The following is a 13,191-nucleotide window of genomic DNA, read 5'->3' as shown; positions in this document are numbered from 1 at the left end:
GGCGTTCAATGAAGGATAGCCATCCAGCAGACTGGCTGTGCTCCAGCTTAACGTTCATCTCAAAGGTCCGGCGTAGGTTCACCCGGACCGTTGTTTTGTATGCTGTCCAGCCTTGAGTGTGACTCGCTTCGGTTTGTGCGCGTTGTGTCGCCGTGACCGGTGCTTGATTTTCCGCTTGAGCTTCTGTCTGGACTTGGTTTTCGGATAAAGTCCCTTCGACAACGGGAACCCGTGAATTTTCTTAAGGCGACTCTTGCCGCCGCTTCTCTTATACCTGCGATTCCGAAGTCTGGTACGCTTACGGCCCTTTGGCCATCTCGCCCGAATACTACGCTTGCCGCGGGGCAAATCGGGTGGTGACTCAGGTAAAGGGGGTGCTGGTTGTGGCAAGCCCTGAATGGCTGCATATTCGATTGGCGGCAGACCCAGCACAGGCAGCTGACACACCACCGATTCAGGAAATTCTCGAATCGTGCTGGTATAACCCTCCGGTATAGCGGTGACCTGACGCAGCCCTTCGCCTTCCCTCGTCCATACAGGTCCACCCGGCTGCTGAATCAACGGGAACCAATGCGGATGATGACATACCCATTGACTGACCATGAGGTGCATACTGCTTCGGTAGGAATCAGGTCCGTATACACGTGTAGCTGCACTGTTGTTACGGACACCAATCCGTTCCAATTCCTCGGGATGATCGAGCAGATAACCCACTTTTTGCGCCAGCATGTCGCTGTTGCCCGGCTCTACCAAAAAATCTGTATTTCCGGTAGCCTCCATCAATTCCACAAGTCCACCCTGCGCAAAGGCTACTACGGGCTTACCGTAAACTAGCCCTTCCAGGGCTGTCAGACCAAAGCCTTCTTCCACCATACTTGGGATCACAACAATATCCATTGCGCTATAGGCCGTTGACACGGATTCCTCGAATGAATTGAACTGGAAGCGGCGGCTATAACGAGATTGGCGGATTAAAGAGACACATTTTACGTAATATTCCGAGTCCACCGAGCTGCCGATGATCCAGAAACGACACCGCGAATTGGTTTCGCACAGCTTTAGAGCCATTTGGACAAAAGGTAACAGCCCTTTGGCTTCGTAGATAAAGGAAGAAATATAACCAATGCAAATATGAAAATCCCGCAGCCCCAGTTTTTCACGTTTCCTTTTCCGTTCCAGCACATGCTCTCTGGGAGACGGCATATCCATATCCCGGCAGGGAGACAACACCGTATGCGGACGTGTCAGTCCCCCACCATGCAAAGGACGCATTACAGCTTGAGAAATGCCGATGACCCATTGGCTATAGCGCTCAATGATAGAAACAGAAACTGGCGTATGCGCATTCTGGTTAATGACTTCGGTAATTTTCCAGATCACCGGAATATTAAGCTCATGGGCAGCCATTGCAGGCATGACATTCACACAGGTATTGACCAGCACCACATCAGGTCGAGCATGCCGAAGCATCTGGAACAACGGTGCATACGCCACATGGGTCCGCAAATTCTCCGCATCCTGCGCCAATCCCTCATATGGGGTATACATGCCATGCAGCATGAACAGATTCTGTGTCAGAACGGTGATTCCGCGCTTGCGGGCCATTGAGGTCAGCCGCCCTTCACCAGGCGTTACGAGAATACAATCGAAGTACGTACGCATATCTAGACAAAATTGCAATAGCAGCTTCTCGGCCCCCGTAATACTGCGGACGTTGCTAACATGGCTGAATAACATCATTTTCGGCTTGATCGGAGTTCACCTCCTTTAAAATAGCAACCACCGGACGTGTGAATCACCTTATGGAAATATGACCGACAACAGTTGGTCAATCCGGTGACCATACGTGTGCTCCCGCAGGGTTCGTTCCAGAGCACGCAGAGCAATCTCACGACGCTCCTTTTCATGCGTCAAATAAAACTCAACCTTCTCCAGCAGTTCCTGCTGAGAGCTGTAGGTCTCTATCTCTTCCCCTGGCTTATAAAAACGAGCCAGATCATCTCTTGTATCTGTCAGTTGCAACGTGCCACTGGCAGAAATTTCAAACGTACGCGGATTGGGCGAAGCCCCCGGAATTTTCAGTGAGTTGTTGTTCACCGAATCATCCTGATGGGAACGATGAAGATTAATTACGATTTTGCTGCCGTTGTACGAATCATTGGTCTCGCCCGGAGACATCCAGCGACCCAGCTCAATTTTGTCGCCATACGACTGATAATCTGGGAGACGATCCCACCAGATTCCGTTGATTTTAATGTTACGAGCCATGAGCTGCGGCATAATCGGATTAAAGAAATAGATGCGGTTCCAGTAGGCTGAGCCTGTAAACCCAATCTCACGTCGTACCGAAGCGGGCGAGCTGAGGGGGAAATAGTGAGTCAGAAATGCTCCAAAGGGCAAATAGTGCACAGACGTGCAACCCAACTGACGGTACAGCTCCATGCAGTTCATTTCTAACGTGAACACATAATCATAATTCGTAACGATTTTGGTCGTCGTGTCGGTGTAATACGGATCGTCCGTTAGCCAGATGGCGGTGGGGATGCCCAACTGGCGTACCGCAGTAACCTGCTCCAACGGAAGATCCATTCCATCCAGTGCCAGCATCAGATTCGGACGGAGCTGAGCGGCAATATCTCCTACCGGCTGACGTGGGTCTGTTACGGTAACCTGAGCCGTCATGCTCTGCAATGTGGTAATGACCGCCTCATCCAGCGGAGAATACGGAAGGCCTTTGCCTGAGACGACATACAGTACATGGATTTGTCGAAAAGGGAAAACTGCTTTCATCCGCGCAACAATTGCGTTAGCACGGCCGCGCAGATATCCTTCGTCGTATCCGTCATGCAATCCCGCAGTTCTCCCCTTTTCCCAGGAGGCTGCCGCCGTCTGGTGAACAGCCGGGTCATACGGTCCTGTCGTAGATATCGTCATCACTTTCACTCCTCACTGTTTATGGTGTTTACTTTAGGCCATCGCCTTGTCCAGCAGTTCTTCCATGCGATTGGAGTACATATGCTTTTGCATAGTCGTGTACAATGCGCGCCAGGCCATGCGTTCGCGTTCCCAATCATGCTTGAGATAGTAGTCCAGCTTCACTTTCAATTCATCTGCTCCAGAGAAAGTTTCAATGTCATAGCCTGGTCGGTAATAACGGCTCAAATCCTTCCGAACATCCGTCATTTGAAGCGTGCCACAAGCAGAAATTTCATATGTCCGAGGATTGATGGACTCCGCTGAAAGCTGGTGTGTATTCCGATTATCCAGTCCGGGGTCTGTCGGGCGGTGCATATTGATGACAATTTTGGAGCCGTTATAATATTGAGCGGTCTCTTCCGGCTCCATAAAGCCCGGACGGATAAAGCGTTCCAGCACATCCCGCCGGGTCAGCCGATCCCAGTGCCCACCTACGATCAGCACTCTTTTGTCCGCCAAGAAGGGAGCTAGGTGGTCGAATAGCTTCACACGGTTCCAGAAGGCATTTCCAATGAAACAAATATCATGCTGATGCTCCCGCTCTACCCGCCGAGGATAAAAGATACGAGCTGACGCAGCCAGCGGCAAATAGTGAACCCTCGTTACTCCCTGATCGCGATAAAACGGCAGGCAAGAAATTTCGTGCGTAAATACGACATCGTAGGATTGACAGATCAACGCCGTATCCTCCGTAAAGTAAGGATCATCTACAAACCATATGGCCGTCCGAATGCCTAGGGCTCGTATTTGCTGTACCTGCTCCAGATGATCCGCCGGAAAAACATGCAGCCCGTTCATGACCAGCACGAGGTCTGGACGTTGAGCCTCGGCGTCAGCTAGCATCGTAGCAGGCGTACCGATGGCGCATGAGCTGCATATTTGGCCTAATGCTTCTTGCACACCTGTGTCTATAGCTGCGAAACCTTGCGGAATATACAACACTTTCAAATGACGAACAGCAGGCTGTATGGCCACGACCTGTGACAGAGCAGCCGTGCAACCGCCCATTCTGCGTCCTTCCCGATAGCCGCATCGGTACGCTTCGCGTTCATTTCCGCTTTGTTGATCGTTCACATCCTTCACCCTGTCCTGTTGTAGGATAAACTTCTGTCACTCCTAAACTATATGCGGAGGGGTCAAACGCATCATGGACGACTGCCACTGCCCGGACAAAATTGGCGTTTGCCCGTCCAACTGCCGAACCGCAAATAACCCCGAAGCTGTGTAGCTTCGGGGGGTTAGCTGTCATGGATGTTCTGCATAGTTTACTGAGCCTGGTAAGCGACCTGGTGTCCATCTTCATAACCTTTGGCAAAGCCTGAATTGAAACCCTCGTTGTAAGCTGCATCATACCCCTGCTGAAATGCCTGCGGATCATGCTCCAATGCAACAGTCCCGGGCTGTGGATTCTCCGCAGAAGGGACTGCCACCGGGTTAGCTTGAGGTTTTTTTCGCCGCCGCAAAAGAGGATGTCTTCTACGTGCAGAATGATGTCCTCTTTTACGGCGTCTTAGAGCAAGCAGACGTCTTCTTCTCCGTTTTAATCTGCGAATGCTGGAACGCCGGGCATCTTTACGTCTTTTGCGGGCTTTTTCCCGAGTGGCGCGTTCCCACCTTGTGCTCATTTTCATTCCTCCTTTGCTTTCTCGTGGTGGTTTCATTTTTCTGAACAGGCACATGGAGCCACGGTTTCGTCGGTTTTCCATATACCTGTCGTCTTAATGGAATACCCGCCAACATTTGCGTGATTTCGCCCTGGTAGTTGCTGAGTATACGAATGGTTTCTTCCAGACGGGTAGCCGACATATCCGCATGGGGCGTCAAGTCCGCAAGACTGGTCAGCATCCGGGCAACGGCGTGCTGGCTGGCAGCAATAGACTCCATTATATCCAGCTTGATCTCACGTTCACGCCTCATGCTCATTAGTTCATATCCCCCGAGCCCATGCCTCCCATCATCCCTTCCATGCCGCCACCCTGCTGCTCATCCTGATCCAGCAATGCTTTGAGATTGCTGCAAAGACCAGTCTGAAGCCGCGTTAATCCCTCCAGCATTTCCACCATTTGCTCGTGAATCTCCAAAGGTCGCCCCAGCTGTTCTTCATCGGTGTCAAAGGCGTGGGGCGCCAGATGGTTCAGCGCCCAATTACGCACTTTTTCTGCTTCGACCGCCTTGGCCTCCAGGATCATAGACACATTCCGCTGCATTTTGGAGGCTGCGTCCAGCATGTGAATCATTGCTTGTTCCCTACTCATGTGTTCACTCCCTGCCCTCGGTTGTTACGTTACTCCTCTTCCGGGTATGCCGTTTCCTTCACGACACGAACGAGCATTTCAGCCATTGCTTCCTGAAGATCGGCAATGCCGTTCAGATAGGCCACAATGCTTTTGTTTACTTGTCCCGAGCTGTCGAGAATGCCCGGAATTCCGTCAAAACGCGGCTCCTCATCTGGCAGTTCATGTATGATCTGCGCCATGCGCACAACCACCTGCCGTTCCGCATCCAACAACCTTGACATCTGCTGCTGCGAGTGCGAAATGTGGATCAGCAAATCATCTAACTCGTTATGCATAAGCCCCTCCTTTATGTGCTCCGCCGTGCGGAACGCACGAATTACCTACGGGCTTTCCGCTACTACAGCGTATGCCGCAGCGAGTAGTCGGTTCCGCCTAAAAGCGCCTATTCAGATCATTACAGATGCCCGTGCAGCACCGGTGGAGCAATAATAGGCTGCTTCTCCGGCAATGCCGACAATTCTTCAGAGGACAAAAATTGAATTGGATAGTCCTCAGCCCGCCAACTCATCACAGCGTAGAGGGTAAGGAATGGTCTTTTCCAACCGTTGCCGATTTGGTACAGTTGCCCACCTTCAGCATACAGTAACTCGATCCATCGCCTACGTTGGGCCGGGATATGAAGTGTGGGAAGCATGGACATGTTCCCCAGCTCAGGAGCCGCCAGCACAGGCAAGGGTTCCTCTGGCGACTCAGCTACAGGTGCATCAGTGCTGCCGGAAACTGTGACCTCCGGCTTCCCTACCAAGGGAAGTGCCAACAAGTCCAGCTGAGACAATCTGACAGGGCGCACGTTTTCACCTCCCGCAGCACTGACTCCATGCAAATACCGCCTTCTTCCCGATTCTAACCGAAATACTACACCGGACGGTCCCTGAACAACCGCTCCGATGGGGTAAAAGCTTGCCGCTGATACGTGTGTTTCCTTACCTGTTGAGATCTGGTCGTCCGTCTCCGCTGTACTGAATTTCAGGTTGTGGAACAGCTTATCCGCGTCCCCCCACTTTTGTACAAAAAAGGATCGGTTCCGGCTGCTTTCCTCCATTGAACCGCTTGTTTCGGTCGTTAGAGGAAAACCATACACCGTATCCCGATCTCTTTCTTCATAATGGATAAAAGCATCTCCGGCAATTGCCATACGTATCCCCAACAAACGCACACGCAGTAGCCAATCTGCATGGGCCTCCTCAATACTGTGGCAGCCTTCGTCCCAGTAGCCCGTTTTTTTCAGTGTCTCTCTGCGCAGCAATAAACAAAATCCAGCCAAGCTTTCGGTCTCTCGCCATGCATCCGGTTTGGGAACATTGAAGGTCATGGCAAATTGACGTGCTCCATTTTCGTTCATATCAGGAACCTCGATCTGCTGTTCTTTGAATGGACCATTCGTTACAGGCCCAACAACACCCATACGCGGATCGCTGTGTAAACACCCTAACAACCGATCCAACCAGCCGGGGGTCACCATGGAGTTTTGATCCAGTACCACAATAGTTGTTCCTTTTGCCATCATCAGCCCCTGATTCAGGCTACCTATCATTTGCACATCCTTTTTTAACAGCGCATAACGCACAGCGATGCTTTTACGGAGCAAATAGGTGGATGTCCCGTCCGTCGAGCCGCAGTCCACTACAATAATTTCGTGAGGATGGCTCGTATTCTCCTCAATACGGTGAATGCATGCACGGAGCTGTTGAAGCTGATTGCAGGACGGAATGATAATACTGACGCCTTCAAAAACCTTGCCGAACGAAGCCTGACCCAACCTGTTACCTTGCTCCTGGCCCCTTTTATATCCTGACCAGTAGCCTTTCTTTCCGAGCCGCTTGCTGTGTTTCCTTTGCATATTCAGGCGTTTCATGCCGTTCACTCCTCCGGGTGGCATTATGCCTATACTATATGCCTGGCCCGGTAGGATGGTGTTTCATTGAGATCAAGGTAGAAGTCCTTTCATTTTCAATCCAGCTTCCTGAAGGGAATCGAAGGTTCCTGCGTCGCTCCAATAACGCCGTAAAATATCATATTCCAGCTTGCCTTCAGCGGCATAACAGTTGTTAACATCCGTGATCTCAAGCTCACCACGTGCCGAAGGTGTAATTTGCCGGATCTTATCGAACACGGCAGTATCGTACATATAGATACCCGTAACGCAGTATTTGGATTGGGGATGCTGTGGCTTTTCTTCAATCCGCGTAATGCTCTCCGGACGCTCAGGATCAAACACGGGTACCCCGTAACGACGAGCATCTGCCACCTTTTTCAACAACACTCTGGCGCTCCCCGGGGGCTGTTGCTTGAATCGTTCGATCACAGGTCCCAAGTCTTCCTTGAACAAATTATCACCTAACAAAACAGTGAATTTCTCTTCTGCCTGCATATAGCTTCTTGCCAGTTCGAGTGCTTCTGCAATGCCGCCCGCCTTTTCTTGAATCCGGTAGGTCAGTTGGACACCATAATCACTGCCACTGCCCAAAAAATCGGTATACAGCCCGGCCGATTGTTTACCAATAATAATAAGCATATCGGTGATTCCAGCCTGTCGCAGCCTCTCGATACCATATACGATCATGGGATACTTGCCGACCGGAAGCAGATGCTTGTTGAGTAATGTAGTCAACGGATGAAGGCGCGATCCGGTTCCTCCTGCGAGAATAACCCCTTTCATATCTTCCTTCCTCCTTCGACAGCATGTTCAGTGCATACAACCCCAGCGTTTCCAGTTTCGATGAACATTCTGGGATCTATGCTCCATTTCTCTATAAATAAACGATAGTTCCGCTCGATCAGCTCTTCGATCCAGGAAGTTTCCGAGCGTGAGAAGCTCGCATTCCCCTCGTGATAGACAAAACAGTCGTTGCACATGAGCAGCTTGTAGCCATGCACACGTGCGCGCAGACAATAATCGTCATCCTCATAATGTCCGGGACTGAACCGTTCATCCAGCAATCCGATCCGTTCCATCAGATCACGCCGGAATAACAAACAAAATCCGACCAACCGCTTAACCTCCTGCCACCTGGAGGGATTACTTACATTATTCTGCTCCGCATATCTCAGACAGCTGGCCAAATCTCCTTCCAAGCCGTGTATCTGCTGAATACCGCTGACGCAATTCGTCACCGGTCCCACCAATCCCACGATGCTTTCGCTCTGCAATGCGGCCAACATATTCGATAGCCATCCCCGCGTAACCGTCACATCATTGTTTAAAATAACGAACTGATCACCCGAAGCCAGCCGGAGCCCCATATTACATGCTGCTGGAAAGCCCCTGTTTTCAGGAAGACGTATGCTGATCAGCCGCTCGGATGCGCAAAAATCATCCGTTCCGTCATTCGAAGCGTTGTCCACAACAATGATTTCATACGGTACATCTATCGTATGTGTCCGAATCGCCTCAATACACGGCTTTAACAGATGCAGGCCGTTATAAGTCGGAATAATGATGCTCGTCAGACTCATTGTGCATTCCTCCCTTTGGCAACGTCTACCCGTGTTGGAACAGGCCCGAGCGGGGAATACCCGGCTACCTGAAACACAGCCGTCAGTGCCTCTGCATGATCACCGACGATCAACTGTTCCATAGCGTTCCCTTTGCCAACATTGAAGGTCCGCTTACGGTTTGTTTTAATGACATCGACAGCATGTACTGCCGCCACGATCATGCCATACAGAATTGCCATGGCGTGGGCTTTTGGCGGTACGGCAAGCACGGCTGAGCCAAGCTGATCCAGTAAACGCCGAGATAATGCATGCGGTACGGCGGTCAATGAGCTTGCTCCCAGATCCGGCCTGCGCAGTACGCGATTCAGGAATGCTTTGCACCGTGTCACGCTGTCTTGCTGGGCATAGGGGGGCAAATGTCTGCCCAGATCATTAAGCGCGACATCCGTTCCCTGATCCACCGCGTGGAGAAAAGGCAGCAAATCAGATCCCGAAATCGGCAAATCTCCGTCCACGAACAGCACAATATCAGCCTGCGTCATACGCGCGCCTACTGCACGGCCAACATCATGCCCCAGTCGATCGGGCACGTTGACGAGAGTCACATTAGGATGATGTTTGGCTACGGTGGAGCGCGTGCCGTCCGTGCAGCCGTTCAATACGACAATGATATCCGTAAGCGGAAGTTTTTCCAGCTCGCTCAGCACCCGGTCAATCGTTGACTCTTCATTACAGGCGCTGACCACGGCCGCTGCGGTTCCCTGTAATACAATATCTCCCGGAACTTCGCGTTCCACAGGCGGAGTCACTTTGGTCATTCCTGTTGCCCGAGGTGTGGGCTTTCTCACCCTACGGCTATGCATTGAAGTCGTCGTTCCTCGTTTTCGCTGAACACGTCTGACCCCCCAGCTCGGTTCTTCACGCTTCCCTCTGCGATACGGTCTACTCACAGTTTCACCTCGTCTCTGATCCGTTTGCGCTCCAAATCCGTAAAGCCCGCACGCGTTCCCAGATGCGATGTAAGCCAGGCAATGGCATCCAGATGATCCTGAACAATTACACCTGCCAGCGGGTCCTTGCCGTTCTGTTTTTTACGTGTCGCATTTATTTTACCGACAGCTATTCCATATACAGTCACCACTCGTAACCCGGAAGCGATGGACATAGCTTGAAATAAAGGAGGTTTCTCCAAGGGCTTTGGACCTATTTTGTTTAGAGCCTTTTGACTAATGGCGTGTGGAATGCCAGTCATAGATGCCCCCCCTAAATCAGCACGATTCGACAAGATATTCAATACATGCTTTGCCTCCACTACAGGATGTACGGGCGTATGATTCACAGGTCCATGGTAATCATTCAGCACCACATCCGCTCCTGCACATATGGCGTGTATAAACGGCCGGAGTCTAACGCAGGGAATGACGATATCCCCATCCAGGAAAAGCAGGATCTGTCCGGATGCCGCCTCCGCTCCAACACGACGGCCAACATCATGTCCGAGCGGTTCCGGGAAAGAAAGTACACGAGCTCCCGCCGCTGCTGCCACCTTCGCCGTTCTATCGTGTGATCCGTTCTCAACGACGATAACCTCTGTATGTGGATGGACACGGCGCGCCTCGCGAATCACAGCTCCGATTGTTTTTTGCTCATTCATGGCCGGAATAATGACAGATACGAAAAACTTTCCCACTGATGACGGTCCAGATGGTCGCTCTTCGCCGATCTGTGCCCCTCTCTCCGTGTCGAGTACCTCCCTCATGGCAGGGGTCTTATGCATGTTCGGCATTCGTAACGGCAGCCACATCTTAGAATGATAGTATGCGCCGGAATGCCGCCTCCGTTTGATCTTGTATCCAGCTCTTCCCTGCTTCTTCATGCTCCCGTCTCACCTCCCTTCCTGCTGTATAGATGGACAGCATGATTAGGACAGTTCAACATAACCTATGCGGTCCAAAAGCCGTGTGTAACGGCAAGCGTGGAGTCTTTTCGACATAGCAATTTTCGACTTTATTTTACATAACTTATTAATCCTATTAAATAAGTGAGTTATTAGGGTCTAAAGATTCATTTTGGATAAATTTGTGACATAGATCTTCTCGTCTGTCATTCTCTGTGCTAATATCAGAGCCAGATGATGGGAGTTCAAAAAATCAACATTAGTTTTTTTTGCATAAGTCATTCTTTTCCATTATCCACCATTATTCTATTTTCTTTATATACGACAGGAAAGGAGGAGTTTGTCACCTTTTTAGGCCACATGCTTCATACTGCAGTACCCTCTTTTCACGTACGCTTCATGAAAAACACTTCGGTATTTCTCTTCATGTTCCATTTTCTTCTATTCCAGACGACAACACGACCTACATAAATGGCGCAATGCCTTATTCAAGACAGGATGATTCATCCTGACATTAATCGAGGAGAGTGAATTTTTAATGAAAAAAGTATGGGTTTCGCTTCTTGGAGGAGCTATGTTGTTAGGGTCTGTCGCGTCTGGTGCATCAGCGGAGAGTTCCGTTTCGGGGCCGACTCAGCTTACACCGACCTTTCACGCCGAGCAATGGAAAGCCCCTTCCTCGGTATCGGGTGACGACATTGTATGGAGCTATTTGAATCGGCAAAAGAAATCGTTATTGGGTGCGGACGACTCTAGTGTACGTGAACAATTCCGAATCGTTGATCGCACAAGCGACAAGTCCGGTGTGAGCCATTATCGGCTGAAACAGTATGTAAACGGGATTCCCGTATATGGAGCTGAACAGACTATTCATGTGGGCAAATCTGGTGAGGTCACCTCTTACTTAGGAGCGGTGGTTACTGAGGATCAGCAAGCTGAAGCTACGCAAGGTACAACTCCAAAAATCAGCGCTTCTGAAGCGGTCTACACTGCATATAAAGAAGCATCTGCACGGATTGAAGCCCTCCCTACCTCCGACGATACGATTTCTAAAGATGCTGAGGAACAAAGCAGTGTAAGCAAAGACACTTACGCCGAAGCAGCTAACAACGAAAAAACGCTATCCATTGATAAAGACGAGCTGAGTCTTGATAAAGCGTCTGCCTTGAAAGATAGCAAAATTGAAGCGGTGGAGACAGAAAAAAGTTCCATTGCCAAAATCGCTAATCTGCAGCCAGAAGTAGATCCTAAAGCCGATCTGTACTTCTATCCTAAAGGGGATGACCTGCAGCTGGTTTATGTAACAGAAGTCAATGTTTTAGAACCTGCCCCACTGCGTACTCGCTACATTATTGATGCCAATGATGGCAGCATCGTATTCCAGTATGACATCATTAATGAAGCGACAGGCACAGGTAAAGGTGTGCTTGGTGATAGCAAATCATTCAACACGACGGCTTCCGGTAGTAGCTACCAGTTAAAAGATACAACACGCGGTAATGGTATCGTGACTTACACGGCCTCCAACCGCCAAAGCATCCCAGGTACCCTTCTGACCGATGCCGATAATGTATGGAATGATCCAGCCGGCGTGGATGCCCATGCATATGCTGCCAAAACATATGATTACTATAAGTCTAAATTTGGACGCAACAGCATTGACGGACGCGGGCTGCAACTCCGTTCGACAGTCCATTACGGTAGCCGCTACAACAACGCCTTCTGGAATGGCTCCCAAATGACTTATGGAGACGGGGATGGTAGCACATTTATCGCCTTCAGCGGGGACCCCGATGTAGTGGGACATGAACTTACGCACGGTGTCACAGAGTATACTTCGAATTTGGAATATTACGGAGAGTCCGGTGCATTAAATGAAGCTTTCTCGGACGTTATCGGCAATGACATTCAGCGTAAAAACTGGCTTGTAGGCGATGATATTTATACGCCAAACATTGCAGGCGATGCTCTTCGCTCTATGTCAAATCCTACGCTGTATGATCAACCAGATCACTATTCCGACTTGTATAAAGGCAGCTCCGATAACGGTGGCGTTCATACGAACAGCGGCATTATTAATAAAGCCTACTATTTATTGGCACAAGGTGGTACTTTCCATGGGGTAGCTGTAAATGGAATTGGCCGCGATGCAGCGGTCCAAATTTACTATAGTGCCTTTACGAACTACCTGACTTCTTCTTCTGACTTCTCCAACGCACGCGCTGCTGTGATCCAAGCGGCAAAAGATCTGTACGGTGCGAACTCGGCACAAGCAACTGCAGCTGCCAAATCTTTTGATGCTGTAGGTGTAAACTAAATCATATACGCTATAATCCTCATATTCTCGTCCATAGACCGTTGCCGTTGTGCAACTGTCATGTGGCCCTACTCATACAATGGACGAAAAAATAGGGGTGCAGTGTACAAGTCTGCGCCCCTTCCCCCCTTATTTATGGCGTCCCCTCAAAGGGGCGCCCTTTTCATATTCATAGAGTCCCTCCGATCATTTTCGACTAAATAAGACAAATAAACTGTAAATCAGGGACTAAAGATTCATTTTGGGGTATTTTGTAAAATTAATCT

13 protein-coding genes are annotated in these 13,191 nt (G+C 50.1%); 1 reads left to right on the top strand and 12 read right to left on the bottom strand.

The window, feature by feature from the left end:
• Positions 1-78: 78 nt before the first annotated feature.
• The 12 genes from ACEN8J_RS02410 to ACEN8J_RS02355 all read right to left on the bottom strand — a co-directional run bounded on the left by ACEN8J_RS02410 (position 79) and on the right by ACEN8J_RS02355 (position 10,587).
• Positions 79-1,740 carry a glycosyltransferase gene (locus tag ACEN8J_RS02410; RefSeq protein ID WP_495594216.1) on the bottom strand — a complete coding sequence of 554 codons (1,662 nt, stop codon included), beginning with the start codon at positions 1,738-1,740 and terminating at the stop codon, positions 79-81.
• Positions 1,741-1,800: 60 nt separating this feature from the next.
• Positions 1,801-2,934 (bottom strand): CgeB family protein, encoded by a 1,134-nt coding sequence (locus tag ACEN8J_RS02405; RefSeq protein WP_029518281.1) that lies wholly within the window; start codon positions 2,932-2,934, stop codon positions 1,801-1,803.
• Positions 2,935-2,967: 33 nt separating this feature from the next.
• Positions 2,968-4,059 carry a CgeB family protein gene (locus ACEN8J_RS02400; protein ID WP_029518280.1) on the bottom strand — a complete coding sequence of 364 codons (1,092 nt, stop codon included), beginning with the start codon at positions 4,057-4,059 and terminating at the stop codon, positions 2,968-2,970.
• Between the two features lie 182 nt (positions 4,060-4,241).
• Positions 4,242-4,601 carry a FliH/SctL family protein gene (locus tag ACEN8J_RS02395; RefSeq protein ID WP_069012644.1) on the bottom strand — a complete coding sequence of 120 codons (360 nt, stop codon included), beginning with the start codon at positions 4,599-4,601 and terminating at the stop codon, positions 4,242-4,244.
• On the bottom strand, positions 4,549-4,899 hold the full coding sequence (locus ACEN8J_RS02390) for a hypothetical protein (RefSeq protein ID WP_039272663.1): 351 nt from the start codon (positions 4,897-4,899) through the stop codon (positions 4,549-4,551). Before ACEN8J_RS02390 ends, ACEN8J_RS02395 begins: the two co-directional genes overlap by 53 nt.
• Entirely contained in the window at positions 4,899-5,231 is a 333-nt protein-coding gene (locus tag ACEN8J_RS02385) for an alpha-helical endospore appendage domain-containing protein (protein ID WP_029518277.1), read from the bottom strand. Before ACEN8J_RS02385 ends, ACEN8J_RS02390 begins: the two co-directional genes overlap by 1 nt.
• A 29-nt stretch (positions 5,232-5,260) precedes the next feature.
• Positions 5,261-5,548, bottom strand: coding sequence for a hypothetical protein (locus ACEN8J_RS02380; RefSeq protein WP_013311765.1), 288 nt, complete (start codon positions 5,546-5,548; stop codon positions 5,261-5,263).
• A 119-nt stretch (positions 5,549-5,667) separates the two neighbouring features.
• Entirely contained in the window at positions 5,668-7,128 is a 1,461-nt protein-coding gene (locus ACEN8J_RS02375) for a glycosyltransferase family 2 protein (protein WP_069012643.1), read from the bottom strand.
• A 72-nt stretch (positions 7,129-7,200) separates the two neighbouring features.
• On the bottom strand, positions 7,201-7,932 hold the full coding sequence (locus ACEN8J_RS02370; RefSeq protein ID WP_029518275.1) for a sugar phosphate nucleotidyltransferase: 732 nt from the start codon (positions 7,930-7,932) through the stop codon (positions 7,201-7,203).
• Positions 7,929-8,729, bottom strand: a complete 801-nt coding sequence (locus ACEN8J_RS02365) for a glycosyltransferase family 2 protein (protein ID WP_069012642.1) — start codon at positions 8,727-8,729, stop codon at positions 7,929-7,931. The genes ACEN8J_RS02370 and ACEN8J_RS02365 overlap by 4 nt, the downstream gene beginning before the upstream one ends.
• Positions 8,726-9,661, bottom strand: coding sequence for a glycosyltransferase family 2 protein (locus tag ACEN8J_RS02360; RefSeq protein WP_069012641.1), 936 nt, complete (start codon positions 9,659-9,661; stop codon positions 8,726-8,728). Before ACEN8J_RS02360 ends, ACEN8J_RS02365 begins: the two co-directional genes overlap by 4 nt.
• Positions 9,658-10,587 carry a glycosyltransferase family 2 protein gene (locus ACEN8J_RS02355; RefSeq protein WP_069012640.1) on the bottom strand — a complete coding sequence of 310 codons (930 nt, stop codon included), beginning with the start codon at positions 10,585-10,587 and terminating at the stop codon, positions 9,658-9,660. Before ACEN8J_RS02355 ends, ACEN8J_RS02360 begins: the two co-directional genes overlap by 4 nt.
• 559 nt (positions 10,588-11,146) lie before the next feature.
• Between ACEN8J_RS02355 and ACEN8J_RS02350 the strand changes: the two genes are divergently transcribed.
• A complete protein-coding gene (locus ACEN8J_RS02350) occupies positions 11,147-12,925 on the top strand; it encodes a M4 family metallopeptidase (protein WP_069012639.1) in 1,779 nt (592 codons plus the stop codon).
• Positions 12,926-13,191: the final 266 nt, after the last annotated feature.

The sequence above is a fragment of the Paenibacillus sp. Paensp38 genome (assembly GCF_059491915.1).
This window is presented reverse-complemented; position numbering and strand designations above follow the sequence as displayed.